This window comes from Rugamonas sp. (genome assembly GCF_025354735.1).
Lineage (GTDB): Bacteria > Pseudomonadota > Gammaproteobacteria > Burkholderiales > Burkholderiaceae_D > Rugamonas.
In genome coordinates, this window is sequence record NZ_JANXMI010000048.1 from 61124 (window position 1) to 87623 (window position 26500).

The 26500-nt window shown below is 64.4% G+C and carries 16 protein-coding genes, 4 tRNA genes and 1 pseudogene; 17 read left to right on the forward strand and 4 right to left on the reverse strand.

What is annotated here, in order from left to right; all coding sequences use genetic code 11:
* Positions 1 to 164: 164 nt before the first annotated feature.
* The 12 genes and pseudogenes from Q0S71_RS05260 (at position 165) to Q0S71_RS05315 (ending at position 14139) form a co-directional block, all read left to right on the forward strand.
* The gene (locus Q0S71_RS05260) at positions 165 to 1376 is read left to right on the forward strand and encodes an efflux RND transporter periplasmic adaptor subunit (RefSeq protein ID WP_295992305.1); all 1212 of its coding nucleotides are present in this window, start codon (positions 165 to 167) and stop codon (positions 1374 to 1376) included.
* The gene (locus tag Q0S71_RS05265; RefSeq protein WP_295992309.1) at positions 1373 to 4456 is read left to right on the forward strand and encodes an efflux RND transporter permease subunit; all 3084 of its coding nucleotides are present in this window, start codon (positions 1373 to 1375) and stop codon (positions 4454 to 4456) included. Before Q0S71_RS05260 ends, Q0S71_RS05265 begins: the two co-directional genes overlap by 4 nt.
* Before the next feature lie 193 nt (positions 4457 to 4649).
* Positions 4650 to 4736 (forward strand) — tRNA-Leu (locus tag Q0S71_RS05270).
* Positions 4737 to 4767: 31 nt separating this feature from the next.
* Positions 4768 to 6107: pseudogene (gene tig / locus Q0S71_RS05275) on the forward strand (trigger factor).
* Between the two features lie 81 nt (positions 6108 to 6188).
* Positions 6189 to 6815 (forward strand): ATP-dependent Clp endopeptidase proteolytic subunit ClpP, encoded by a 627-nt coding sequence (gene clpP, locus Q0S71_RS05280; protein WP_295992312.1) that lies wholly within the window; start codon positions 6189 to 6191, stop codon positions 6813 to 6815.
* Between the two features lie 173 nt (positions 6816 to 6988).
* A complete protein-coding gene (clpX, locus tag Q0S71_RS05285) occupies positions 6989 to 8257 on the forward strand; it encodes an ATP-dependent Clp protease ATP-binding subunit ClpX (RefSeq protein ID WP_295992315.1) in 1269 nt (422 codons plus the stop codon).
* 294 nt (positions 8258 to 8551) lie between these two features.
* On the forward strand, positions 8552 to 10963 hold the full coding sequence (gene lon, locus Q0S71_RS05290; RefSeq protein WP_295992318.1) for an endopeptidase La: 2412 nt from the start codon (positions 8552 to 8554) through the stop codon (positions 10961 to 10963).
* Positions 10964 to 11166: 203 nt separating this feature from the next.
* Positions 11167 to 11439 carry an HU family DNA-binding protein gene (locus Q0S71_RS05295; protein WP_295992321.1) on the forward strand — a complete coding sequence of 91 codons (273 nt, stop codon included), beginning with the start codon at positions 11167 to 11169 and terminating at the stop codon, positions 11437 to 11439.
* A 50-nt stretch (positions 11440 to 11489) separates the two neighbouring features.
* A tRNA-Val gene (locus tag Q0S71_RS05300) sits at positions 11490 to 11565 on the forward strand.
* Positions 11566 to 11595: 30 nt separating this feature from the next.
* Positions 11596 to 11672 (forward strand) — tRNA-Asp (locus tag Q0S71_RS05305).
* Positions 11673 to 11717: 45 nt separating this feature from the next.
* Positions 11718 to 11794: transfer RNA gene (locus Q0S71_RS05310), tRNA-Asp, on the forward strand.
* Positions 11795 to 12204: 410 nt separating this feature from the next.
* Complete coding sequence (locus Q0S71_RS05315; protein WP_295992324.1) at positions 12205 to 14139, forward strand: SurA N-terminal domain-containing protein; 1935 nt, start codon at positions 12205 to 12207, stop codon at positions 14137 to 14139.
* A gap of 69 nt (positions 14140 to 14208) precedes the next feature.
* Here the strand turns inward: Q0S71_RS05315 and mnmH are convergent, their stop codons facing one another.
* Together mnmH and Q0S71_RS05325 are read right to left on the reverse strand one after the other, a co-directional pair.
* A complete protein-coding gene (mnmH, locus tag Q0S71_RS05320; RefSeq protein WP_295992327.1) occupies positions 14209 to 15267 on the reverse strand; it encodes a tRNA 2-selenouridine(34) synthase MnmH in 1059 nt (352 codons plus the stop codon).
* Entirely contained in the window at positions 15264 to 15890 is a 627-nt protein-coding gene (locus Q0S71_RS05325; RefSeq protein ID WP_295992362.1) for an arylesterase, read from the reverse strand. The genes mnmH and Q0S71_RS05325 overlap by 4 nt, the downstream gene beginning before the upstream one ends.
* A gap of 130 nt (positions 15891 to 16020) precedes the next feature.
* Here Q0S71_RS05325 and Q0S71_RS05330 point away from each other — a divergent pair, with 130 nt between their 5' ends.
* A complete protein-coding gene (locus tag Q0S71_RS05330) occupies positions 16021 to 16713 on the forward strand; it encodes an ABC transporter ATP-binding protein (protein ID WP_295992330.1) in 693 nt (230 codons plus the stop codon).
* A gap of 37 nt (positions 16714 to 16750) precedes the next feature.
* Here the strand turns inward: Q0S71_RS05330 and Q0S71_RS05335 are convergent, their stop codons facing one another.
* On the reverse strand, positions 16751 to 18256 hold the full coding sequence (locus Q0S71_RS05335) for an NAD(P)H-hydrate dehydratase (protein ID WP_295992332.1): 1506 nt from the start codon (positions 18254 to 18256) through the stop codon (positions 16751 to 16753).
* Between the two features lie 326 nt (positions 18257 to 18582).
* Here Q0S71_RS05335 and Q0S71_RS05340 point away from each other — a divergent pair, with 326 nt between their 5' ends.
* A complete protein-coding gene (locus Q0S71_RS05340; RefSeq protein ID WP_295992334.1) occupies positions 18583 to 22194 on the forward strand; it encodes a hydantoinase B/oxoprolinase family protein in 3612 nt (1203 codons plus the stop codon).
* Between the two features lie 76 nt (positions 22195 to 22270).
* Here Q0S71_RS05340 and Q0S71_RS05345 read toward each other — a convergent pair whose 3' ends face one another.
* Positions 22271 to 24997: a PAS domain S-box protein gene (locus Q0S71_RS05345; RefSeq protein WP_295992337.1), complete on the reverse strand. Its 2727-nt coding sequence runs from the start codon at positions 24995 to 24997 to the stop codon at positions 22271 to 22273.
* A 171-nt stretch (positions 24998 to 25168) separates the two neighbouring features.
* Here Q0S71_RS05345 and Q0S71_RS05350 point away from each other — a divergent pair, with 171 nt between their 5' ends.
* From Q0S71_RS05350 to Q0S71_RS05360, 3 genes are all read left to right on the forward strand, one after another.
* On the forward strand, positions 25169 to 25357 hold the full coding sequence (locus tag Q0S71_RS05350) for a hypothetical protein (RefSeq protein WP_295992339.1): 189 nt from the start codon (positions 25169 to 25171) through the stop codon (positions 25355 to 25357).
* 159 nt (positions 25358 to 25516) lie between these two features.
* Positions 25517 to 26152 (forward strand): PEP-CTERM sorting domain-containing protein, encoded by a 636-nt coding sequence (locus Q0S71_RS05355; protein ID WP_295992342.1) that lies wholly within the window; start codon positions 25517 to 25519, stop codon positions 26150 to 26152.
* Between the two features lie 149 nt (positions 26153 to 26301).
* Positions 26302 to 26500 (forward strand): hypothetical protein (locus Q0S71_RS05360; RefSeq protein WP_295992350.1); only part of this gene is annotated, 199 nt, incomplete at its 3' end.

Consider the following 26500-nt stretch of genomic DNA (forward strand, 5'->3'; position numbering starts at 1 on the left):
TTCCGCCGGCTTATAATTAATTGACGGGTAGACATTAACTTTTAGCACGTATGTTATGGTAGTGCCAACTTGAATTCTGAGCAAGTTTTTGCTGAATTTCACGTAAAGTTGCCCGATATTATTGGTGCCCGATATCGCGGCCACGCATCTTAAAGGAAAATACCTTGCTTGCCCTGAAATCTCTGCGCGCCGAGACCGCGCCGCCGGCGCCGTCGTCGCTATGGTCGTCCTTGGCGCTGGCGTGGTCGCTAGTCCTGCCCTTGTGCTTGGCCGGCTGCGACAAGCCGCCCGCGAAAACCGAGGAAATTCGTCCGGTGCGCGCCATGGTGCTGACCAGCAGCAAGGTCGACGTCGACGCCGAGTTCGCCGGCGAAGTGCGGGCGCGCATCGAATCGCGGCTGGGATTCCGGGTCGGCGGCAAGATCGTCGCCCGCAAGGTGGACGTCGGCGCGGTGGTGCATCGCGGCGACCTGCTGATGCGGCTCGATCCACAGGATTTGCGGCTGGCCCAGGCGCAGGCGCTGGCCGGCCTGCGCGTGGCCGAGACCAACCGCGACCTGGCGCGCTCCGAGCTCAAGCGTTATCGGGATTTGCACGATAAAAATTTCGTCAGCCAAACCATACTCGACACCAAGGAATCGGCCTTCAACGCGGCCCAGGCCAGCGTCGACGCCAACCAGGCCGGCTACCGCGGCCAGGTCAACCAGGCCGGCTATGCCAGCCTGGTGGCCGACGTCGACGGCGTGGTGACGGCGGTCGATGCCGAAGTGGGGCAGGTGGTCGCGGCCGGCACGCCGGTGGTGCGGGTGGCCAAGTCCGGCGAGAAGGAAGTCGTGATCGGCTTGCCGGAAGACAAGGTCGACACCTTGCGCAACGTCGAGGACGTGCGCGTGCGCCTGTGGGCGCGGCCGCAGGACACGGTGGTCGGCAAGATCCGCGAAGTGTCGCCGGTCGCCGACCCGGCCACCCGCACCTATACCGTCAAGGTGACCATTCCCGACAGCCTGGCCGAGGCGCGGCTGGGCATGACGGCCAACGTGCTGTTCGCCTCGCAAACGGCGACGCCGCAAATCAAGGTGCCGCTGACGGCCTTGTATTATGAAAAATCGGCCACCTCGGTGTGGCTGGTCGAGGGCGGCGTGGTGCGGCTGGTGCCGGTGACCATCGATGCGGCGGCCGGCAACGACGTCGTGCTCGGCAGCGGCGTCCAGGCCGGCCAGACCGTGGTGACGGCCGGCGTCAACCTGCTCAAGCCGGGCCAGAGGGTGAAGATACTGGGCGCCGACCTGGGCGTGCATCCGGACCCGACTTCAGCTTCGGCCCCGGCTCCGGCCGCCGCCAGCGCGCCGGCCAGCGCCGTCGGGGCGGCGCGATGAAGGGCGGTTTCAACCTGTCGCGCTGGGCGCTCGAACACATACCGCTGACCCGCTACCTGATGGCGGTGCTGTTGATAGGCGGCATGATGAGCTACGCCGGCCTGGGCCAGGACGAAGACCCGCCGTTCACCTTCCGCGCGATGGTGATCCAGGCCAACTGGCCGGGCGCGACCGCGCTGCAAATGGCCGAGCAGGTGACCGACAAGCTGGAAAAAAAGTTGCAGGAAACCCCGTACGTCGATGAAATCAGCAGCTATTCCAAGCCGGGCCAGACCACCATCATCCTCAAGCTGCGCGAATCGGCGCCGCCGAAAGAGACGGCGGCGGCCTGGTACCAGGTCCGCAAGAAGATCGGTGACATCCGCTACACGCTGCCGCCCGGCGTGCAGGGACCGTACTTCAACGACGAGTTCGGCGATACCTTCGGTTCCATTTTCGCCCTGTCCGGCGACGGCTACACCTATGCCGAGATGAAGGATTACGCCGACTTCGTGCGCCAGCAACTGCTCAACGTGCCGCTGGTGTCCAAGGTCGAGCTGTTCGGCGTGCAGGACGAAAAAATCAATATCGAGTTTTCGCACAAAAAGTTCGCCGAACTGGGCATTCCCTTCGAGGCCATCGTCAACCAGCTTGAAACGCAAAACTCGGTCGAGGCCACCGGCGTGCTCGTCACGCCCACCGACAACCTGCAAGTGCGCGTGAGCGGCGCCCTGAAAACCGTCCACGACCTGGAAAACCTGGAGCTGCGCGCCAACGGCACCACCTTCCGCCTCGGCGACTTCGCCACCGTCAAGCGCCTGTACCAGGACCCGCCGCAAGACAAGATGCGCTTCAACGGCAAGGAAGTGATAGGCCTGGGCGTGTCGATGGAAAAGGGCGGCAACATCATCGAGCTGGGCAAGCACATGCAGGCCGCCGTCGACGCCATGCGCGCCAAGCTGCCGGTCGGGATTGAATTGCAGCGCGTGTCGGACCAGCCGCAGGCCGTCAAGGAATCGGTGGGCGAGTTCGTCCACACGCTGATCGAAGCGATTTTGATCGTGCTGGCCGTCAGCTTCTTGTCGCTGGGCCTGCATACCCGGCCGTTCCGGCTCGACGTGCGCCCCGGCCTCGTCGTCGCGCTGACGATACCGCTGGTGCTGGCCGTGACCTTCCTGTTCATGCGCGTGCTCGACATCGACCTGCACAAGATTTCCCTGGGCGCGCTGATCATCGCGCTGGGCCTGCTGGTCGACGACGCCATCATCGCCGTCGAAATGATGGTGCGCAAGATGGAGGAGGGCATGTCGCGCTTCGACGCCGCCACCTTCGCCTACACGTCGACGGCGATGCCGATGCTGACCGGCACGCTCATCACCGTGGCCGGCTTCCTGCCGATAGGCCTGGCCAAGTCGGCCGCCGGCGAGTACACGTTTTCGCTGTTTTCGGTCAATGCCCTGGCCCTCCTCATTTCGTGGGTGGTGGCGGTGGTGTTCACGCCCTATCTCGGTTACGTGCTGCTCAAGGTCAAGCCGCACGCCGTCGGCGAGCATGAGTTGTTCGACACGCCGGGCTTCCGCAAGTTCCGCGCGCTGGTGGGCTGGTGCGTCGATTACCGCAAGACCACCATCGTGGCCACGCTGCTGGTGTTCGCGGCGGGCGTGTACGGCTTCAAATTCATCGAGAAACAATTCTTCCCGGATTCGAGCCGGCTCGAACTGATGGTGGAACTGTGGTCGCCCGAGGGCACGGCCTTCAGCGCCAACGAGGCGCAGGTGAAGAAATTCGAAGCCTACATCGGCAAACAGGCGGGCGTGGTCAGTGTCACCAGTTATGTCGGGACCGGCAGTCCGCGCTTTTACCTGCCGCTGGACCAGATTTTCCCGCAGACCAATGTGTCGCAAATCGTCGTGCTGCCCAAAGACCTGGCCGCGCGCGCCGTGCTGCGTGACAAGATCGTGGCGCTGTTCAAGAACGATTTCCCGGAAGTGCGCGGCCGCGTCAAGCTGCTGCCGAACGGGCCGCCGGTGCCGTATCCGGTGCAGTTCCGCGTCACCGGCGACGAGGTGGCGCAGGTGAGGGCGATCGCCGACCAGGTCAAGGACGTCATGCGCGCCAATCCGAACACGGTGGGCGTCAATGACAACTGGAACGAGTCGGTCAAAGTGCTGCGCCTGGACCTCGACCAGGACCGCTTGCGCGCGCTCGGCGTGACCACGCAGGCGGTGATGCGGGCCGCCAACACGATCTTGTCGGGCACGGCGGTCGGCCAGTTCCGCGAGGGCATCAAGCTGATCGACATCCAGATCCGCCAGCCGCTCGACGAGCGCAGCACGATTTCCGTGCTCAACGACACCAATATTCCCGCCGGCGACGGCAAGTCGGTGACGATTTCGCAGGTGGCGCGGGCCCATTTCGTGTGGGAGCCGGGCGTGGTCTGGCGCGAGGGGCGCGAGTGGGCGATCACGGTGCAGTCCGATGTCGGCGACGATATCCAGGGGCCGACCGTGTCGGACCAGATCAATCCCCGGCTCGACGCCCTGCGCGCGCACCTGCCGGCCGGCTACGGCATCGAGGTGAAGGGCGCGGCGTCCGACAGCGGCGCGGCCGAAGCGTCGATCGCGGTCAATCTGCCGCTGGCCGTGTTCATCATCTTCACCCTGCTGATGCTGCAATTGCACAGTTTTTCGCGCGCGCTGCTGGTGTTCCTGACGGGGCCGCTGGGCGTGGCGGGGGCCGCGATGGCGCTGCTGGCCCTGCACCGGCCGCTGGGCTTCGTCGCCAACCTGGGCGTGATCGCGCTGTTCGGCATGATTATCCGCAATTCGGTGATCTTGGTGGACCAGATCGAGCAAGACATCGCGGCCGGCCACGCGCCGTGGGACGCCATCGTCGAATCGGCGGTGCGGCGCTGCCGGCCCATCATCCTGACGGCGGCGGCTGCCGCGCTGGCCATGATACCGCTGTCGCGCTCGGTGTTCTGGGGGCCGATGGCGGTCGCCATCATGGGCGGGCTGATCCTGGCCACCGCGCTCACGCTGCTGTTTTTGCCGGCGCTGTACGCGGCCTGGTTCCGCGTCAAAAAGCCGGAGGGGCGCTAGCGGGGCCATTGACAGGCCGCAGTATCGGCCGCCGATGGATGGAAATGCCGCGCTCTGTTGGCGATAAGTTAAAAAACGCCACCTATTGCGGAAAAACCCGTTAAAATACCGCGTGAAGTTGAAAGCCCCCTGTGGAATTTCAGGGTAGGGCGACCATTGCACGGGTCGCCCTTTGCTTTTGTGCAAATATGCCGCGAGGATGGCGAAATTGGTAGACGCACCAGGTTTAGGTCCTGACGCCAGCAATGGTGTGGGGGTTCGAGTCCCCCTCCTCGCACCAACTTATCTTTAATTTTTTGGACGATTTTTACATGGCAACTGCAGTCGAAACCTTGGGCAAACTCGAACGTCGTATCACGATCTCCTTCCCCGTCGCCGAAGTCCGCACGGAAGTGGAGAAACGCCTAAAAGTGCAAGCCCGCACGGCGAAGGCGCCGGGCTTCCGCCCGGGCAAAGTGCCGATGAAAATGGTCGCAGCGCAATACGGCTACCAAATCGAAAACGACGTGATGAACGACAAAGTCGGCCGCGCGTTCAATGACGCCGCCAACGAAAACAATCTGCGCGTCGCCGGCTTCCCGAACATCCAGCCGCAGCCCGATTCGGCCGAAGGCACGATGAGCTTCGTCGCCACCTTCGAGGTGTACCCGGAAGTCGTCATCGGCGACCTGAGCACGGTGGAAATCGAAACCGTCAAGGCCGACGTGTCGGAAGCGGAAATCGACAAGACCATCGAAATCCTGCGCAAGCAGCGCGTGCATTTCCACACCAAGGGCGAGTCCGGCGAGCACGGCGACGGCGGTTCGGCTGTCGCTGAAAACGGCGACCGCGTGACCGTGGACTTCGTCGGTTCCATCGACGACGTCGAATTCCCAGGCGGCAAGGCCGACGACTACAGCTTCGTGCTCGGCGAAGGCCGCATGCTGCCGGAGTTCGAAGCGGCGACCATCGGTCTGAAAGTGGGCGAGGCCAAGACCTTCCCACTGGCTTTCCCCGAGGACTACCATGGCAAGGACGTGGCCGGCAAGACCGCATCGTTCACCATCACGCTGAAAAAGCTGGAATGGGCCCACCTGCCGGAAGTCGATGCTGAATTCGCCAAGTCGTTGGGCGTGGCCGATGGCGACATCGCCAAAATGCGCGAAGACATCAAAGTCAACCTGGAACGCGAAGTGGCCGGCCGTGTCAAGGCCCGCAACAAGGAAGCCGTGATGGACACGCTGGTGAAAACCGCGACCCTCGACGTGCCGAATTCGCTGATCTCGCAAGACACCGAGCGCCTGGCCGAAATGACCCGCCAGGACATGGCCCAGCGCGGCATGGACGTCAAGAGCATGCCCTTCCCACCGGAACTGTTCCTGGAAAAAGCCGAGCGTCGCGTACGCCTGGGCCTGATCCTGTCGCAGCTGGTCGGCGACAACAAGCTGCAAGCGACGGCCGAGCAAGTCAAGGCCCAGGTGGAAGATTTCGCACAGAGCTATGAAGACCCGCGCGAAGTTCTGAAGTACTATTACAGCGACCGTATCGTTTAGCTGAAGTCGAAGCCCTTGTATTGGAAGAAAACGTCGTCAACTACGTCCTGGGCCTGTCTAAGACGTCGAGCAAGGTTGTGGCCTTCGACGAATTGATGGGAAGCAACGCTCAAGCGTAATCCAGCTCCGGGCCGGCACTGTTTAGCAAGGTGGAACAACAACTTGCAAACGCCGGCCCTGCTGCTTCACAAGGAAATGGAATGAACGGTATGAACCGAAACCCGGCGCTGGACACTGAAATGCTCGGCCTGGTGCCGATGGTGGTAGAGCAGAGCGGCCGCGGCGAGCGCTCTTACGATATCTACTCGCGTCTGCTCAAGGAGCGGGTGATCTTCATGGTCGGCCCGGTCAACGACCAGATGGCGAACTTGATTGTCGCCCAGCTGTTGTTCCTGGAAAGCGAAAATCCAGACAAGGACATCTCGCTGTACATCAACTCGCCGGGCGGTTCCGTCTCGGCCGGTATGGCGATTTACGATACGATGCAGTTCATCAAGCCCGACGTGTCGACCTTGTGCACCGGCATGGCCGCCTCGATGGGCGCCTTCCTGCTGGCCGCCGGCGCCAAGGGCAAGCGTTTTTCGCTGCCGAACTCGCGCATCATGATACACCAGCCGTCGGGCGGCTCGCAGGGCATGGCTTCGGACATCGAAATCCAGGCCAAGGAAATCCTGTACCTGCGCCACCGCCTCAACAGCATCATGGCTGAACGCACCGGTCAAACGGTCGAACAGATCGCCAAGGACACCGATCGCGACCGTTTCCTGTCGGCCGACGAGTCCGCGGAATACGGTTTGATCGACAAAGTGTTGACCACCCGCGCTTGATGCGTTACTAGCGGTCTAGCTAAAAAAACGCCCGGACGCTCAAACGTTCGGGCGTTTCGTTTTTATTTCGGGTAGCATGGAGTCTGTAGGCGGTTTTTTCCTGCCGCATACAGACCACCGGCAAGAGACGCCTGCAAGCGCGACCCAACCAGCAACCCAAAGAAAATTGCCCCATGTCAGACAAAAAATCCTCCAGCGGCGAAAAATTACTGTACTGCTCGTTTTGCGGCAAGAGCCAGCACGAGGTAAAAAAACTGATCGCCGGCCCTTCGGTCTTCATCTGCGATGAATGCATAGACTTGTGCAACGACATCATCCGCGACGAAACCTCGGCCATCGAATCGGTCACCGGCGCCAAGTCCGACTTGCCGACGCCGCACGAAATCAAGGAATTACTCGATCAGTACGTCATCGGCCAGCAGACGGCCAAGCGCATCCTGTCGGTGGCGGTGTACAACCACTACAAGCGCTTGAAGCACCTGGGCAAGAAAGACGACATCGAACTCGCCAAGAGCAACATTTTGCTGGTCGGCCCCACCGGCTCCGGCAAGACCCTGCTGGCCCAGACGCTGGCGCGCATGCTCAACGTGCCCTTCGTCATCGCCGACGCCACCACCCTGACCGAAGCCGGTTATGTGGGCGAGGACGTCGAAAACATCATCCAGAAGCTGCTGCAAAGCTGCAACTACGATGTGGAAAAAGCGCAACGCGGCATCGTCTACATCGATGAGATCGACAAGATTTCCCGCAAGTCCGACAATCCGTCCATCACGCGCGACGTGTCGGGCGAGGGCGTGCAGCAGGCGCTGCTGAAGCTGATCGAGGGCACCATGGCCTCGGTGCCGCCGCAGGGCGGCCGCAAGCACCCGAACCAGGACTTCGTGCAGATCGACACGACCAACATCATGTTCATCTGCGGCGGCGCCTTCGACGGCCTGGCCAAGGTCATCGCCAACCGCTCCGAGAAATCGGGCATCGGCTTCTCGGCCAGCGTCAAGAGCAAGTCCGAGCGCACCGCCAGCGACGTGCTGCTGGAAGCGGAGCCGGAAGACCTCATCAAGTTCGGCCTGATACCGGAACTGGTGGGTCGCTTGCCGGTCGTCGCCACGCTGTCGGAATTGACGGAAGAGGCGCTGATCCAGATCCTGATCGAGCCGAAGAACGCCCTCATTAAGCAGTATTCCAAGCTGCTGGACATGGAAGGCGCCGAGCTGGAGATTCGTCCGGCCGCCCTGCACGCCATCGCCAAGAAGGCCCTGGCGCGCAAGACCGGCGCCCGCGGCCTGCGCTCCATCCTGGAACACGCTCTGCTCGACGTCATGTACGAATTGCCGAACGAAACGAATGTGACCAAGGTGGTGATCGATGAAAACACGATCACCAGCGGCGCCAAGCCTTTATTGATCTACCAGGAGCCCGCCAAAGTCTCCGGTGAAAACTAATTGATAGCTCAATAACTTCTGCACACCGTGGGCGAAATTCGTAAAAACAATTTCGCATCCGTAGTACCAAGCGGTACAATTTAAATCAATAAAAGATATCAGGCTTCAGTCGGAAAGCCACACGCGACACCTGTGCCGCGCGTGGCTTTTTCATTTGAACTGCTATCATTTAGAGCATGGCAACCGGGGTTCCGGGCAATAGTTAATATTTCTGAGAATTATTTCAGGTTGTCGGTCTTGTGATTCGGCAAAAGAGCGCCCACATCATCAATACGCTTTCATATAAGGTACGCCATGACAACTTCCAAATTAACTGAGCAAACTCAACTGCCGTTATTGCCGTTGCGGGACGTTGTAGTTTTCCCGCATATGGTGATACCGCTGTTCGTAGGGCGCCCAAAATCGATCAAGGCACTGGAAGCCGCGATGGAGCAGGGCAAGAGCATCATGCTCGCCGCCCAAAAAGCCGCAGCCAAGGACGAACCTTCCGCCTCCGATATCTATGAAATCGGTTGCGTCGCCAATATTCTGCAAATGCTGAAGCTGCCCGATGGCACCGTCAAGGTGCTGGTCGAAGGCGCCCAGCGTGCGCGCATCAACCGCATCACCGACGCGCCGACGCACTTCGTGGCCGACTTGACGCCGCTCGACTCCGAGCTGGGCGACGATTCGGAAATCGAAGCGATGCGCCGCGCCATCGTCCAGCAGTTCGACCAGTACGTCAAACTGAACAAGAAGATTCCGCCGGAAATCCTCGCTTCGCTGTCGGGCATCGACGACGCCGGCCGTCTGGCCGACACGGTCGCCGCCCACCTGCCGCTGAAGCTCGAGCAGAAACAAGTCATCCTGGAAATCTTCAGCGTCGCCAAGCGCCTGGAACACCTGCTGGGCCAGCTCGAAGGCGAGCTCGACATCCTGCAAGTGGAAAAGCGCATCCGTGGCCGCGTCAAGCGCCAGATGGAAAAGTCGCAGCGCGAGTATTACCTGAACGAACAAGTCAAAGCCATCCAGAAAGAACTGGGCGAGGGCGAGGACGGCGCCGACCTCGACGAGCTGGAAAAGAAAGTGGTCGCCGCCAAGATGCCGAAAGAGGCCTTGGACAAGGCCACCGCCGAGCTGAAAAAGCTGAAGCTGATGTCGCCGATGTCGGCCGAGGCCACCGTCGTGCGCAACTACATCGACACGCTGGTCAGCCTGCCATGGAAGAAAAAATCCAAGGTTAACAATGACCTGGCGAACGCCGAAAAAGTGCTGGAAGGCGACCACTACGGTCTCGACAAGGTTAAGGAACGCATCCTGGAATACCTCGCGGTGCAACAGCGCGTCGACAAGCTGAAAGCGCCGATCCTGTGCTTCGTCGGTCCTCCGGGCGTCGGCAAGACGTCGCTGGGCCAGTCCATCGCCCGCGCCACGAACCGCAAGTTCGTGCGCATGGCGCTGGGCGGCGTGCGCGACGAGGCCGAGATCCGCGGCCACCGCCGCACCTACATCGGTTCGATGCCGGGCAAGATCTTGCAATCGCTGTCGAAAGTCGGGGTGCGCAATCCCCTGTTCCTGCTCGATGAAGTCGACAAGATGGGCGCGGATTTCCGCGGCGATCCGTCGTCGGCGCTGCTGGAAGTGCTCGATCCCGAGCAAAACCACACGTTCTCGGACCACTACATCGAAGTCGATTTCGACTTGTCCGATGTGATGTTCGTGGCCACGTCGAACTCGTACAACATTCCGCCGGCGCTGCTCGACCGCATGGAAGTGATACGTTTGTCCGGCTACACCGAGGACGAAAAGACCAGCATCGCGCAACGCTACCTGTTGCCGAAGCAGATCAAGAACAACGGCTTGAAGGAAGATGAAATCTCGGTCGCCGAATCGGCGCTGCGCGACATCATCCGTTATTACACCCGTGAAGCCGGCGTGCGTTCGCTGGAACGCGAAGTGTCGAAAATCTGCCGCAAAGTCGTCAAGATGCTGCTGCTGAAAAAGTCGGAAAAGAAAGTCACCGTCACCGGCAAGAACCTGGACAAATTCCTCGGCGTGCGCCGCTACGATTTCGGCGTCGCCGAAAAGGAAAACCAGGTCGGGCAGGTGGTCGGCCTGGCGTGGACCGAAGTGGGCGGCGATCTGCTGACCATCGAGGCCGTGCAGATGCCGGGCAAGGGCAACGTCATCCGCACCGGCACGCTGGGCGACGTGATGAAGGAGTCGATAGAAGCGGCCCGCACCGTTGTGCGCAGCCGCGCCGCCCGCCTCGGCATCAAGAGCGAGGTGTTCGAGAAGAGCGACATCCACATCCACGTGCCGGAAGGCGCGACGCCGAAAGACGGTCCTTCGGCCGGCGCCGCGATGACGGTGGCGATGGTGTCGGTCTTCACCGGCATCCCGGTGCGCGCCGATGTGGCGATGACCGGCGAAATCACGCTGCGCGGCGAGGTATTGCCTATCGGCGGCTTGAAAGAGAAACTGCTGGCGGCCCAGCGCGGCGGCATTAAAACCGTGCTGATACCGGAACAGAACGTGAAAGACCTGGCCGATATTCCAGATAATGTGAAAAACAAACTGGAAATCGTGCCGGTGCGCTGGATCGATAAAGTCCTGGAAATCGCCCTGGAACGCATGCCGGAAGCGCTGGTGGAAGTGGCCGCGGTCGACGCCGTGGCGGTCGCCGCGGTGAAGGCCGATGGCGTGGCGGAAGTGGTAAAACACTAAGCTTTGCTTAATATGTAGTCAAAACAAGCGCCTTATAGGCGCTTGTTTCTTATTTAAAGTCCTTTTCCCGCCCTGCGGCGCTTGACACGCAGGGCGTGCCGCTTGTTTAATACGCCCTGAGATTTTCTCTGCCGCTGATTGTTGTTTAATTACAGAATCAAACACGGTACAAACGATATAAACCTTTGTGACGGGGATTGCTAGTGAATAAGACTGAATTGATCGACCATATTGCCACCACCGCCGATATTTCGAAAGCGGCTGCTGCGCGCGCACTCGATGCCGTGATCGACGGTGTCACCACCACTTTGAAGAAGAATGACAGCGTCACCCTGGTCGGCTTCGGCACCTTCTCCGTGAGCGAACGCGCTGCCCGCACCGGCCGCAATCCGCGCACCAAGGAAGCGATTGAAATCGCCGCCGCCAAAGTTCCTAAATTTAAAGCTGGTAAAGCTTTGAAGGATGCTGTAAACTAACGGACTTCAGTGAGTTGACTGCTCATTGATACAGTTAAATCGGCAGTAGCGGGCGCTTAGCTCAGTTGGTAGAGCGGAACCCTTACAAGGTTTAGGTCGGGAGTTCGAGCCTCTCAGCGCCCACCAGTTTAATTGTCGTCGTAGCGTGTATTTGTTGGAGCGGTAGTTCAGTTGGTTAGAATACCGGCCTGTCACGCCGGGGGTCGCGGGTTCGAGTCCCGTCCGCTCCGCCAACAAATACAAACTCGGACATCGTCGTTGTTGCATCGTTACTACCAGGAGCGGTAGTTCAGTTGGTTAGAATACCGGCCTGTCACGCCGGGGGTCGCGGGTTCGAGTCCCGTCCGCTCCGCCAGAATATGAAAACCTCGCAGATATAATGTCTGCGGGGTTTTTTCATTTATAAGCCGGATTAATTCTTCGCTGCGATATTCAAGCCGGCTTTATTCCACCTTATGGTCCCGCATTGAATGGCGCCGGCCTCTGCGCGCCATGGCCGCCCATGCCGCCGCGTTAGCTCGGCTTGTCATTCCTGCCATGATTTACACTTGCTATCGCGGTGGGCGCACTGTAAAATCGCGTGATACCGATTTCCGCAGCAGGTTCTTGCTTCACTATGCCGCGTAAATCGTTGAATTCATTGAATTAAAAGGGGAAGTGGAGCGAACTTCAGCTGTCCCGTCCACTCCGCCAACACCGGAACAGGCGAACGAGAGTTCGCCTTTTTTTGTATGCGCATTTCCACTCAATCCGAATTGGCTGACCATGTTTGAATTTATCCGCACCCATCAACGTCTGATGCAGTTCCTGCTGGCACTGCTCATCATTCCCTTCATGTTTGCCGGCGTCAGCGGCGGTGTGCAGCTTTTCAGTGAAAACGCTAACACCATCGCCAAGGTCGATGGCAAGCCGCTGACCCAGCAAGAGTTCGAAGCGGGCGTGCGCCAGCAGCTCGACAGCTATCGCCAGCGCATGGGCGCCCAGTTCGACCAGAAAATGTTCGATACGCCCGAATTCAAGCAAAATGTCTTCGATTCCCTCGTGGCCCAGCGTTCGCTGGCGGCGGAAGTGTCGCGCAGCCACCTGACCGTCAGCGACGAGGCCCTGCACAAGGAAATCCTGGAGCGCTTCGCCCAACTGCGTGCGGCCGACGGCAAGTTCGATACCGCGACCTACGTCGCCGTGCTGCGCCAGCAGGGCATGAGCCCGTCGCAATACGAAGCGTCGGTGCGCCGTGAGATGGCCTTGCAGCAAGTTGGCTACGCCGTCGAAGGCACGGCCTTCTCGCCGCGCACGGTGGCCACCCAGATTTCCGACCTCGGAGCCCAAGAGCGCGAAGTGCAGGAACTGATGTTGCCGGTGTCAGACTTCGTGTCGCAAGTCAAGGTGAGCGACGAGATGGTCAAGGCCTTCTACGGCAAGAACAGCCAGTTCTTCCAGATTCCCGAGCAGGCCAAGATCGAATACGTGGTGCTCAGCCCGACCGCCGTGCAAGACCAGGTCAGCGTGACGGACGCCGAAGTGGCGGCCTTCTACGCCCAGGAACAGAAACGCTACACGTCGCCGGAATCGCGCCGCGCCAGCCACATCCTGGTCGCCGTCAAGAAAGACGCCAGCGCCGCCGACAAGGCCGCCGCCAAAGCCAAGGCCGAGGCCATCCTGGCCGACGTGCGCAAGAACCCGGCCGACTTCGCCAAGATCGCCAAAGCCAAATCGGAAGACCCGGTGTCGGCCGAGCAGGGCGGCGATCTGGACGTGGTCGAAAAAGGCGCGCTGCCCAAGCCGCTGGAAGACGCCGTCTACCGGCTCAAGCAGGGCGAGATCAGCGATGTCGTCGCTTCCGAGTTCGGCTATCACATCGTGACCGTGACGGCGCTCAAGCCGGCCGTCGTCAAGCCGCTGGACGAGGTCAAGAACGACATCGTCGCCGACCTGAAGAAGCAAAAAGCCGGCAAGAAATATTCCGAGATGGCCGAGCAGTTCAACAACACCGTCTACGAACAGTCCGACAGCCTCAAGCCGGTGGCCGACAAGCTGAAGCTGACCGTGGAAACGGCCACCGTGACCCGCACGCCATCGCCGGCGCTGGGCGCGGCGCCGTTCAACAACGCCAAGTTCCTGACCGCGCTGTTCTCCGCCGACGCCTTGAAGAGCAAGCGCAACACGGAAGCCGTGGAAGCGGCGCCGAGCACGCTGATCTCGGCCCGCATCGTCGACTACAAGCCGGCCAGCAAGCGTCCGCTGGCCGAGGTGGCCGACCAGATCCGCCAGCGCGTGACGATGGATGAAGCGCTCAAGCTGGCCCAAAAGACCGGCGCCGACAAGCTGGCCGCGTTCCAGAAATCGGGCGACGCCACCGGTTTCGGCGCCGTCAAGACCGTCTCGCGCGCCAAGGCCGAGGGTTTGAACGGCCTGGCGGCGCAGCAGGTGCTCAAGGCCGACACGGCCAAGCTGCCGGCCTACGTCGGTGTCGATATTCCGGGCCAGGGTTATGGCATCTACCGCATCGGCAAGGTCGGCCAGCCGGCCCAGCCCGATGTCGCCGCCCGCCAGTCCGATGCCGAGAATATCGCGCGCGCGCTCGGTCAGCAGGAATTGTTCGACTATGTCGAAGTGCTCAAGCTGAAGTCCAAGGTCAAAGTCATCAAGCCTGTCGCCTCCCTGACCGGCACGGCGGAGAGCGCGCCGGAACCGCAGTAATCTGAGTTGCCCAGCAAAAAAGCCGCTTGCGCGGCTTTTTTGCGTTTACGGCCGGGCGTGGTGAATGCCCTACAGGTCGGCGTGCAGATGGCGCGCGGCGGCCACGAACGCCGCCGGCGAAATATCGTCGAGCTCCAGCACCTCGGCCTGCGCGTAGCTGGTGAAGTTGCGGTCTATCGAACGCAGATAGGCCGGATCGTAATGGTCGGCCAGCAGTTCGCCGACCAGCGTTTCCATCTGGCCCTCATTGGCCAGCGCGTGCCAGCGCGTGATTTTTTCGCGGCCGTGCAGCGTCACGAGGCAATCGAGTTGCGCGTTCAGCGACGCCGGGTCGACGGTGAAGTGGGCGTAATCCTCCATCAGCAGGCGCACCCGGTTGGCGCGCGACAGCGTCAGCGAAATGCACGGCGAGGCGCGCATGGTCTGCATCAGCGCCGCCGGCACGCGCAACTGGCCGACCTTTTTGCTTTCCGATTCGACGAACACGGGCAGCGCCGGATCGAACTTGCGCAGCCGGTCCCAGATCGCGCTCTCGAAGGCCTTTTGCGAGGGCTGGGGATGGCTGGGCAGCTCGCCCAGCACCGAGCCGCGGTGCGCCGCCAGCTGTTCCAGGTCCAGCACCTGCGCGCCGCGCGCCGCCAGCACTTCCAGCAGCCGGCTCTTGCCGCTGCCGGTGGTGCCGCAGACGACCCGCAGCGACAGCGCCGGCGCCACTTCCAGCGCCGCGTTGACGTGGTTGCGGAAGGCCTTGTAGCCGCCGTCGAGCTGCACCACCGGCCAGCCTATCTTGGCCAGGATGTGGGCCATGGCGCCGCTGCGGTTGCCGCCGCGCCAGCAGTAGACCAGCGGCTTCCAGTCGCGCGGCCGGTCGAGGAAATGGTTCTCGATGTGGGCCGCGATATTTTTCGCCACCATGACGGCGCCGACCTTCTTGGCTTCGAAGGCGTTGACCTGCTTGTACATGGTGCCGACGGCGATGCGCTGCGCGTCGTCGAGCACCGGGCAGTTGATGGCGCCGGGCAGGTGGTCGAGCGCGAACTCGGACGGGCTGCGCGCGTCGATGATGGCGTCGTAGCTGTCGAGCTGCGGCAGCACTTCTTCAAAACTGAGGATAGCGGGATACTTCATCGTGCCTTCAATGTCTTTTCTACGGTCGGCCAGATATTGGCCAGGATGGTTGGATGGGCCGCGGCCAGCGGATGCAGGCCGTCGGCCTGGAGCAGCTGCGGCTTGTCGGCCACGCCTTCGAGCATGAAGGGCACCAGCGCCACCTTGGCCTGCTTGCTCAGCGTGCCGTACATGGCGAAAAATTTGTCGGCGTAATCGCGGCCGTAATTGGGCGGCATGCGCATTCCGACCAGCACCACCTTGGCGCCGTCCTGCTGCGCGGCGGCCGCCATGGCGCGCAGATTGTTTTCGGCGGCGGCCACCGGCAGGCCGCGCAGGCCGTCGTTGGCGCCCAGTTCGATGACCACCAGCGCCGGATGATATTTGGCCAGCAGCGCCGGCAGGCGCGTGCGCCCGCCGCTGGTGGTTTCGCCGCTGACGCTGGCGTTGACGACGTCGGCGTCGATGGGATCCCGCTTCAGGCGCGGCGCCATCAGCGCGACCCAGCCGGCGCCGCGGCTCAGGCCATATTCGGCCGACAGGCTGTCGCCCACCACGAGTACGGTTTTTGGTGCAGAATAGGCGGGCGCGCAGCTGCCCAGCAGCAGGGCCGCCAGCACGGCGCGAATATTCACCGACCGCAGATTGCGCACGGACCGATGTGGTTTGCTGTTCAACTTGGCCTTCAACTTACTTAACAAGATCCGCATGCCCGATTTTCCTCAAGCGTCTTCGATACCATTCGTTCCGGAAGCTCCGGCCACGTCCCCGGCCATGGGCGCCCACGGCGCCGCCCGCGCGCTGCCGGCCGCCATCGAAGTGGCGGGGCTCAGCAAGCGCGTGGCCGACGCCAGCGGCGAGCTGACCATACTGCACAGCGTGGATTTTACAGTGCAAAGGGCCGAGACGCTCGCCATCGTCGGCGCCTCCGGTTCCGGCAAGTCCACGCTGCTCGGTTTACTGGCCGGCCTGGACACGCCGAGCGGCGGCCGCGTGGTGCTCGACGGCGCCGATATCTACGCGCTCGATGAGGATGGCCGCGCCCAGCTGCGCATGGCCAAGCTGGGGTTTGTGTTCCAGTCCTTCCAGCTGTTGACCCATTTGACGGCGGTGGAAAACGTGATGCTGCCGCTGGAGCTGCGCGGCGAAGCGCAGCCGCGCGAAAAGGCCGAGGCGATGCTGGCGCGGGTGGGACTGTCGTCGCGGCTAAAGCACTATCCGAAATATCTGTCGGGCGGCGAGCAGCAGCGCGTGGCGCTGGCGCGCGCCTTCGTGACGCAGCCGCCGCTGCTGTTCGCCGACGAGCCCACCGGCAGCCTCGATGCGGCCACCGGCGAAGCGGTGATCCAGCTGATGTTCGAGTTGAACCGCGAGCACGGCTCGACCTTGGTGCTGGTGACGCACGACAGCTCGATCGCCGCGCGCTGCGGCCGCACCATCACGATCGCGGCCGGGCGGCTGGTTTAGGGTTCGGCGCGACTGAGCAGCGGCAAACCGCCGACTTTCAGTGGCCGTGATACTGCACCATACGGTTCAGCGCAGTGCGGATCGCCGGTATCAGTTCGCTGGCCGTCAGGCCGATCGGCCCCGTGCCCTCGGTCACCAGCACATCGGCCGCCATCCCGTGCAGCCACACCGCGCCCAGCGCCGCTTCCCACTGCGGCCAGCCCTGCGCCAGCAGGCTGCCGCACAAGCCGGCCAGCACATCGCCGGTGCCGGCCGTCGCCAGCGCCGCGTTGCCGGTGGTGTTGATGACCGCGTCGCCGCTGGCCCGCGCGATCACCGTGCCCGAACCCTTCACCAGCACCGTGGCGTTGAAGCGCCTGGCCAGTTCGCGCGCCGCCTTGACGCGGTCGGCCTGCACCGCCGCCGCCGTCACGCCCAGCAGACGGGCCGCCTCCAGCGGGTGCGGCGTCAGCATGCTGCCGCCGGCGCGTGCGGCCAGCGCCTGTTGCAAGGCGGGATCGGCCGCGATCATATTGAGCGCGTCGGCGTCGGCCACCAGCGCGCTGCCGCTGCTGATGGCGCGCAGCAGCAACTCCTGGGCCGCGCGCGCGTTGCCCAGCCCCGGCCCGACCACCAGCGTGGCCGACTCCAGGTCGAAATCGGCCGCCAGCCTGCACATCAGTTCCGGATGGGTGGGATCGTAGGCCGGCGCCTCTTGCGCGAACGCGACGAAGACGCGGCCCGCGCCGCTGGTCAGCGCGGAGCGCGCCGCCAGTATCGGCGCGCCGCTCATGCCGTGCGCGCCGCCGATCACGGCCACGTTGCCGTAGCTGCCCTTGTTGCTGTTGTGGCGGCGCCCGCGCAGGTGGCGGGCGAAGAACGGGGCGTCGTTCAGATGCAGGCGCGTGGCCGGCAACAGGGCCGCGTCCAGCTCGAGCCGCGAGACGTCGACCAGGCCCGCATGGTCGCGCCCTTCGCAGGTGTGCAGTCCCGGCTTGTCGCCGATGAAGGTGATGGTGTGGGTGGCGCGCACGGCCACGCCGTCCGGGCCGACGATGGCGCCGGTGTCGGCATCGAGGCCGCTCGGCACGTCGAGCGCCAGCACCGGGCAGCGCAGCCGGTTGATGGTCTCGACCAGCGCGCCCATGGCGCCGGCCAGCGGCCGCCGCAAGCCGATGCCGAACAGGCCGTCGACCACCAGCGTCCAGTCGGCGGCGGCGATGGCGTCGTTGCCGATGGCGTCGAAGCGCGCGTCGCTGTTGCGGGCCCGCTGCAGGGCGGCGCTGCGTTCGGCCGACGGCGCGTCGCCGCCGTCGAAGTACAGCACCGTCACCTGGGCGCCGGCGTGCGCCAGATGGGCGGCCGTTTCCAGCGCGTCGCCGCCGTTGTTGCCGGGACCGGCCAGCAGCAGCACCTTCGCCTGCGCCGTCGTATAGGGCAGCAGGTCGAGCGCCGCGTTGGCGCCGGCCTGGCCGGCGCGCTGCATCAGGGCGCCGGCCGGCAGGCGCGCGGCGGCGGCGTGTTCGATGGCGCGGATTTCGTCTACGGTATACAGAGGATTCATGATGGTCGGGGCGGGTCGGGTGGGGCCGGAGCGGGGCGCAAGGGCCGGCATGCCGTGGCGCGGCGGCGCCGCGAGTGATGCGCCGCTGCCGGCCGTGCTCTGCGCCGGCGCGCGCCGCGCGCGGCGAAGGATGCCAAATAAAGTTTGCGGTCGGGATGCCAAACAAGTGCTAAACAAGTACCAAACACAAGTGCGCAACACGAGTGTGGGACGATTCTAGCACCGAATAAAACAGGGCGTCGCCGGGTATAAAATGGCCAATTGAAGGACGCGCTGGGCCTGCTCCTGGACTACAATAAGTGCTTCATTTTTTCAGCGAGGTTGGCATGGATTGGCAATTCTGGATCGACCGGGGCGGAACGTTCACCGACATCGTGGCCCGTCAGCCCGATGGCAGGCTGCGCACCCACAAGCTGTTGTCGGATCATCCAGAGCGCTACCGCGACGCCGCCATCGCCGGCATCCGCCACCTGATGGGCTTGGCCGCCAACGCCGCCATTCCGGTGGCCCGCATCGAGGCGGTCAAGATGGGCACCACCGTCGCCACCAACGCGCTGCTCGAACGCGAGGGCGAGCCGACGGCGCTGGCGATCACGCGCGGCTTCCGCGACGCGCTGCGCATCGCGTACCAAAACCGGCCGCGCTTGTTCGACCGCCACATCGTGCTGCCGGAACTGCTCTACAGCCACGTCATCGAAATCGATGAGCGCATGGACGCCCACGGCGCCACCGTGCTGCCGCTCGACCGCGACGGCGCCCGCGCCAGCCTGCAGGCGGCCTATGACCAGGGCTTGCGCACGCTGGCCGTGGTCTTCATGCACGGCTACCGCTACAGCGCGCACGAAACCCTGGTTGCCGAAATCGCGCGCGAAATCGGCTTCAAACAAATCTCCGTGTCGCACCAGGTCAGCCCGATGATGAAGCTGGTCGCGCGCGGCGACACCACCGTCGTCGACGCCTACCTGTCGCCGATACTGCGCCGTTATGTCGACCAGGTGGCCGCCGAGATGCCGGGCGTGAATCTGCAGTTCATGCAGTCGAACGGCGGCCTGACGGACGCCCGCGCCTTCCAGGGCAAGGACAGCATCCTGAGCGGGCCGGCCGGCGGCATCGTCGGCATGGTGCGCGCCAGCCGCCTGGCCGGTTTCGACAAGGTCATCGGCTTCGACATGGGCGGCACCTCGACCGACGTCTCGCATTTCTCCGGCGAGTTCGAACGCGTGTTCGAAACCCAGGTCGCCGGCGTGCGCATGCGCGCGCCCATGATGAGCATCCACACCGTGGCCGCCGGCGGCGGCTCGGTGCTGCATTTCGACGGCAGCCGCTATCGCGTCGGTCCGGACAGCGCCGGCGCCAACCCGGGGCCGGCCAGCTACCGGCGCGGCGGCCCGCTGACGGTCACCGACTGCAACGTCATGCTCGGCAAAATCCAGTCCGCCCATTTCCCGCAGCTGTTCGGCGCCGACGGCAAACAGGCGCTCGACGCGCACACCGTGCGCGAGCAATTCGCCGCGCTGGCCGCCACCATCGCCGCCGCCACCGGCAAGGCCACCAGCGCCGAGGCGGTGGCCGAGGGCTATCTCGACATCGCCGTCGGCAACATGGCCAACGCCATCAAGCAAATCTCGGTGCAGCGCGGCCACGACGTGACCGAATACACGCTCACCAGTTTCGGCGGCGCCGGCGGCCAGCACGCCTGCCTGGTGGCCGACGCGCTGGGCATGACGACGGTGTTCGTGCACGCGCTGGCCGGCGTCATGTCGGCCTACGGCATGGGACTGGCCGACCAGACGGCGATGCGCGAGTGCGCCGTCGAGGCGCGCCTGGACGAAGACGGCTTACCGGATCTCGACGCCCGCCTGCACGCGCTGGGCCGCCAGGCCCAGGCCGACCTGCAGCACCAGGGCGTGGCCGACGCGCGCATCACGCTGATCCGCCGCGTGCACCTGCGCTACGAGGGCACCGACTCGGCGCTGATCGTGCCGTTCGGCGCCGTGGCCGAGATGCGGGCCGGCTTTGAAGCGGCCTACAAGCGGCGCTTCTCCTTCCTCATGCCGGCCAAGGCGCTGATCGTCGAGGCGGTGTCGGTGGAGGCGGTCGGCAAGTCCGACGCGCCGGCCGAATTCGTCGAGCCGGCGCCGCGCCGCATGCGCGCGCTGATGCCCGACGCGGCCGCGCCCATGTACTGCGCCGGCAAGTGGCGCAACACGCCGCTGTACCGGCGCGACGCCACCCGCATCGGCGACATCATCAAGGGCCCGGCCGTCATCGCCGAGGCCAACGCCACCACCATCGTCGAACCGGGCTGGCAGGCTGAGGTCACGCCGCACGACCACATCGTGATGCGGCGCGTCGAAGCGCTGCCGTCGCGGCGCGCCATCGGCACCACGGCCGACCCGGTGATGCTGGAGATTTTCAACAATCTGTTCATGTCGATCGCCGAGCAAATGGGGCTGCGGCTGCAAAACACGGCCTACTCGGTCAACATCAAGGAGCGGCTCGACTTCAGCTGCGCCCTGTTCGACGCGGCCGGCAACCTGATCGCCAACGCGCCGCACATGCCGGTGCATCTGGGCTCCATGGGCGAGAGCATCAAGACCGTCATGCAGGCCAACGCCGGCCGCATGGCGCCCGGCGACGTCTACATGCTCAACGACCCCTACCACGGCGGCACCCACCTGCCCGACGTGACGGTGATCTCGCCCGTGTTCGACGACGCCGGCGCCGCCATCCTGTTCTACGTCGGCTCGCGCGGCCACCACGCCGACATCGGCGGCACCACGCCCGGCTCGATGCCGCCGGACTCGCGCAGCATCGAGGAGGAGGGGGTGCTGATCGATAATTTCAAGCTGGTCGACGGCGCCGCCGGCGGCCTGCTGCGCGACGCCGAGGCGCGCGCCCTGCTGACCGGCGCGCGCTGGCCGGCCCGCAATCCGGACCAGAACATGGCCGACCTGCGGGCCCAGGTGGCGGCCAATCAAAAGGGCGTCGACGAGTTGCGCAAGATGGTGGCGCACTTCGGCCTCGACGTGGTGCAGGCCTACATGGGCCACGTGCAGGACAACGCCGAGGAGGCGGTGCGGCGCGTCATCAGCGCCCTGCGCGACGGCAGCTTCACGCTGCCGCTCGATAACGGCGCGCAGATCCAGGTGGCGCTGCGGGTCGACCGGCACAGCCGCAGCGCGGAGATCGATTTCACCGGCACCTCGGCGCAGCTGGACAATAATTTCAACGCGCCGTCGGCGGTCTGCATGGCGGCCGTGCTGTACGTGTTCCGCACCCTGGTCGACGACGACATCCCGCTCAACGCCGGCTGCCTCAAGCCGCTGACGGTCATCATTCCGCCGGGGTCCATGCTCAATCCGCGCTATCCGGCCTCCGTCGTGTCGGGCAACGTGGAAACCTCGACCTGCATCACCAATGCGCTGTACGGCGCGCTGGGTGTGATGGCGGCCGCGCAGGGCACCATGAACAACTTCACCTTCGGCGACGCGCGCCACCAGTATTACGAGACCATCAGCGGCGGCTCCGGCGCCGGGCCGGGCTTCGACGGGACCAGCGTGGTGCAGACCAATATGACCAACTCGCGCCTGACCGACCCGGAGATACTGGAGTTTCGTTTTCCCGTGCGCCTGGACAGCTACGAAATCCGCGCCGGCTCGGGCGGGGCGGGGCGCTGGCGCGGCGGCGATGGCGGCGTGCGCAAGGTGCGTTTCCTGGAACCGATGACGGCGGCGATTTTATCGAACAACCGCGTCCACGCGCCCTTCGGCATGGCCGGCGGCGCGCCGGGCGCGGTCGGCGTCAACGCGGTGCTGCGCGCGGACGGCGGCGTCGAGCGGCTGGCCCACATCGCCAAGGTCGAAATGCGGGCCGGCGACGTGTTCGTGATCGAGACGCCGGGCGGCGGCGGTTATGGCGCCGTGGAGGGCGGCTGAGGACGGCTGAGGACGGCTGGTGTGGCTGAGGTCGGCTGAAGTCGGCGAGGTCGGCTGAGGACGGCCGATCCCGCCGTCACGCCAGCGCGTGGCGGTCGCGGCCGTTGCGCTTGGCCACGTACAGCGCCGTGTCGGCGCGCGCCACCAGCTCGGCCGGCGTCTCGGCCGCGCCGCTGAGCAGCGCCACGCCGACGCTGGTGGTGATGCGCAGCGGCTTGCCGAGGATGACAAAGTCGACCCGCACGGCGGCGATGATCTTGCCGGCCAGGTGGGCCGCCTCGTCCGGATGGTGCAGCTGCTCGAAGATGATGACGAACTCGTCGCCGGCCAGCCGCGCCACGGTGTCGGTGGCGCGCACGTTGCCGACCAGGCGCGCGGCGAATTCCTTGAGCACGTCGTCGCCGGCACCGTGGCCCAGGGTGTCGTTGATGACCTTGAAGTGGTCGATGTCGAGGTAGGCCAGCGCCATCGCCTGGCCGCTGCGCTGGGCGCGGCCGATCGCCAGGTGCAGGGTTTCCTCGAACATGCGGCGGTTGGCGATGCCGGTCAGCGCGTCGATGCGGGCCAGCTGGGTCAGCCGCTCCTCGATATCCTTCATGCGCGTGGTGTCGTGCGTCAGCGAATAGACGCCGACGGTGCGGCCGTCCGCGCGCACCTCCGGCACCAGCGTCGTTTCCAGCGTGCGGCTGCGGCCGCGCGCCTCGGACTTGACTTCATAGGTGACGACGCGCCCGCCATAGGCCTGGTCCAGCTGCGGCGCGGCGACGCGGTATTGCTCGGGCGAGAGGCCGTCGGCCACGTGGCGGCCGATCAGGCCGCGCGGGTCGCGCCCGAACCACTGCTCGAAGGTGGCGTTGATGAACTGGTAGCGGCGCTCCTGGTCGAGATAGCTGATCAGCACCGGCAGGTGGTCGGTGATCAATTTGAGCCGCTGTTCGCTGGCCGCCTGCGTCAGCTCGGCGTTCTTGCGGGCGCTGATGTCGAGCGTCATCAGGTAGAAGCCGGCCACGCCGCCGTCGGCGTCGAAGTCGGGAATCATGTGCGCCATCAGTTGCAGCGGCCGGCCCGTTTCGCGGCCCTCGCGCTCGTACTGCACCCGTTCGCCGCGCAGCACGGCGTCGAGGTGGTCTTTCAGCCTCAGATAAAAATCGTGGCCGAAGACCTCGGGGATGGTTTTGCCGAGCACGCTTTTCGGGTCGACCGCCATCAGGTCGCGGAAGTGGGCGTTGGTGAAGCGGTAGCGCAGGTCGCGGTCGATATAGGCGATCAGGGCCGGCATGTTGTCGGCGATCATGCGGGCGCGTTTTTCGCCGGCGGCGATCTGTTCCTCGTGGGCCAGGCGCTTGCTGATGTCGTGCAGGAAGGCGGTGACGAATTGCACGCCGCCGTGGCTGAGCGCGCCGAGCGACAGTTCGACCGGCACCAGGTGGCCGTCGCGGTGGCAGGCCTTGAGCGTGACGCGCTGGTTCAGCATGGCGCCCTTGCCGAAGGCGGCGAAGCGCGCCATGCCGGCCCAGTGGCCGCTGCGCTTGTCGGGCGGGATGATGAGCCGGGCCACGTCCTGGCCGACGGCCTCGTCGCGGCGCCAGCCGAAAGTGTGCTCGGCCTGCGCGTTCCATTCGGTGATGATGCCGCCCTGGTCGCAGCTGATGAAGGCGTCGGGCGCGCGGTCGAGGATGGTGCGGATCAGCGATTCGCTGTCGCGGGTGCGGGCCTGGGCCGCTTCGCGCTCGGCCATCAGTTCGTGGAAGGCGGCGCTCAGTTCGCCGATCTCGTCGCGCCGCTGGCGCGGACCCTGCAACACGTCTATGCCGGCGCGGCCGCTGCGGATGGCGGCGATGTGGCGGCGCAGCGAGCCGAGCGGGCGCAACAGCGCCAGGATGGCCAGCCTGGCGGCGGCGCCGGCGCCGACGGCGAACACGGCCGCCAGCACGGTCTGGCGCCGCATCAGCTCCATGGGCGCGAAAGCCTCGGCGGTGGGAAAGCGCGCGCCGATGATCCAGCCCGTGGTTTTCAGGCGCGCATAGGCGTAGATGCCGGCGCTGCCCTCGCGGTCGCGGGCCTCGGTCCAGCCCTCGTAACCGTTGAGGGCCAGGCCGATGGCGTCGCTGGCGCCGTCGCCGGCCTGCTGCAACAGGCGGCCGCGGTCGGGATGGTGCAGCAGCATGCCCTCGGGCGTCATGATGAAGACGTAGCCGCCGCGGCCCTGGGGCCTTTCGTTGAGGTGGTCGAAGAAATGCGAGTTGGCCAGGTCGATGCTGCCGCTGATGACCAGCGCGACCCGGCCCTGCTGGTCGAACACCGGCTCGGTCAGCAACACGATGGGCTGGCCCGACAAACGGCTCTTGAACGGCGGCGACACCATGCCGCGCTTGAGCGCCAGCGTCTGGTCGAAATACGGCTTGCCGGCCATCGACACCACGGTCGACAGGGTGCCGTCGCGCGCGCTGTAGAGCGCCTTGCCGGCGCTGTCGTAACTGACGATGTTGAAGAACTGGGCGCGCGCGGTCGGCTGGCTGGCGATGAAGGCGGCCATCAGGCGCTGGTCGTCGCGCACGGCGGCCGGCATGGTGTCGGCCAGCGCGGCCAGCAGCGTGCGCCGGGCGTCGATCTGGTCGTCGATGCGGCCGGCGGCGGCCGCCAGCAGCGCGTATTGCTGGCCGCCGATGATGGCCTTCATGTCGCGCTCGGCCTGGCGCAGCGCGACCGAGACGACCACCGCCGTGGCCGCCAGCACGAGCACCACCACCACCGCCGTCATGCGGAATTTCAGGCTGCGCGGCAGAAAGTCGGTAACGGCCATGGCGTGTCGTGTGATGGGCTGTAATGAGTATTGCACGAATTACCACGGAGAACCAACTCGTGCCGGCGGCGGCATTGCAATTTCATCGCGGCGGCGTCGGCTGTGCCGTGCGCCGCCCGGCCGTGCAAGTGCCTAGAATTATTGCACCGATAGCCAGACGAGGAGACCGCCATGCCCAAAGGTGCCAGCCCCCGGCGCGAGCACGAATATCAGCAGCTCGAACATCAATTCAAGGACGAAGGGCGTTATCGCGGACGCGAGAAGGAAGTGGCGGCCCGCATCGTCAACAAGCAGCGCGCGGAGCACGGTGAAACGAGGGCGCCCCGGCGCTCGGGCGCCACCGGCAAACGCCATTCCTGACGCGCGCGCCGACCGCGGCCGCGCAGCCCCTGTTTTGATTGCCACAGGAAACAAATAGTTCCCTGATATCAAAATATGCCCGTCCAATCGGCGGGCTGATGTAAAATGAGAAATACTTTTTGCAATTAAACTAATACCAATAACGTTTAGGATCCACCAATGAAAAAACTCTTACTCGCCGGCCTGATGGGCCTGGGATTGATCTCGGCGGCAAGCGCGGCCGATCTGGTCACCAATGGTAGTTTTGACGGCGGCAACACCGGCTGGACCATCACCGACGGCGCGGTTTCCATCGGACCGCTGTCGGCCTATGCCGGATGCTGCGGCGTCGACGGCAGCACCTATCCCTACGGTCCCAACGCCGCCTTCTTCGGCGGCGGCCAGGAAGCCGGCGGCACCCTGTCGCAAACGCTGAGCACGGTTCTCAACCAGACTTATACCGTCACCTTCCAGTACGGCGCCATCGCCGCCGCCAATCCGCAGACCTTGCTGGTCGGCGTAGAAAACGGTGCCTCGTATATGTCCGGCGGCATCTCGCTGGCCGGCGGCACCGTCGGCGCCATCGGTACGACGGACCAGACGCATCTGGTCAGCCCTTATACGTTCACGTTCACCGCGCTCGGCGCCAATACGACGCTGTTCTTCAAGGACACCAGCATCAACAGCAACAACACCGACGGCATCGTCGACAGTGTGGCCGTGACGGCCGCCGTGCCGGAACCGGAAACCTACGCCATGCTGTTGGGCGGCCTGGGCCTGGTCGGCTTCATGGCGCGTCGCCGTCGCCAGGCTTAAGCTTGGGGCCTTAAGCTTGCGGCGCGTCCGCGTCAGATGAAAAACCGCCCGGCGTAAAAGCCGGGCGGTTTTTTTCAGGCAATTCAGGGCTCAGAGGGAAACGGGCTCGGCATAGCCGCCCGGGGTGGTGGGTGGGGCCCTGCGCGCCCATGTGGAAAACCTTCTATTCTGCCTTCTATTTTCTTCTATTTCCTTCTGCTTTCTTTTATTTTGAACTTCGCATCCGGATCAGTCCGACGCCTGGTACGGCCGCGCCCATGGTGTGCTCGGCTGTGGCAGGCGATGCGCGCAAGCCACGGTACGTTAGGGCATCAGGTCGGATCGGCCTCAGGCAGGCTGATGCGGTTG

Bases quoted from the DNA above. Each gene is read 5' to 3' on its own strand.
- Q0S71_RS05345 (WP_295992337.1), bottom strand. From the start codon at position 24,997: ATGGCCGTTACCGACTTTCTGCCGCGCAGCCTGAAATTCCGCATGACG.
- mnmH (WP_295992327.1), bottom strand. From the start codon at position 15,267: ATGAAGTATCCCGCTATCCTCAGTTTTGAAGAAGTGCTGCCGCAGCTC.
- lon (WP_295992318.1), top strand. From the start codon at position 8,552: ATGACAACTTCCAAATTAACTGAGCAAACTCAACTGCCGTTATTGCCG.
- Q0S71_RS05355 (WP_295992342.1), top strand. From the start codon at position 25,517: ATGAAAAAACTCTTACTCGCCGGCCTGATGGGCCTGGGATTGATCTCG.
- Q0S71_RS05350 (WP_295992339.1), top strand. From the start codon at position 25,169: ATGCCCAAAGGTGCCAGCCCCCGGCGCGAGCACGAATATCAGCAGCTC.
- Q0S71_RS05265 (WP_295992309.1), top strand. From the start codon at position 1,373: ATGAAGGGCGGTTTCAACCTGTCGCGCTGGGCGCTCGAACACATACCG.
- clpX (WP_295992315.1), top strand. From the start codon at position 6,989: ATGTCAGACAAAAAATCCTCCAGCGGCGAAAAATTACTGTACTGCTCG.
- clpP (WP_295992312.1), top strand. From the start codon at position 6,189: ATGAACGGTATGAACCGAAACCCGGCGCTGGACACTGAAATGCTCGGC.
- Q0S71_RS05330 (WP_295992330.1), top strand. From the start codon at position 16,021: ATGGGCGCCCACGGCGCCGCCCGCGCGCTGCCGGCCGCCATCGAAGTG.
- Q0S71_RS05335 (WP_295992332.1), bottom strand. From the start codon at position 18,256: ATGAATCCTCTGTATACCGTAGACGAAATCCGCGCCATCGAACACGCC.
- Q0S71_RS05340 (WP_295992334.1), top strand. From the start codon at position 18,583: ATGGATTGGCAATTCTGGATCGACCGGGGCGGAACGTTCACCGACATC.
- Q0S71_RS05315 (WP_295992324.1), top strand. From the start codon at position 12,205: ATGTTTGAATTTATCCGCACCCATCAACGTCTGATGCAGTTCCTGCTG.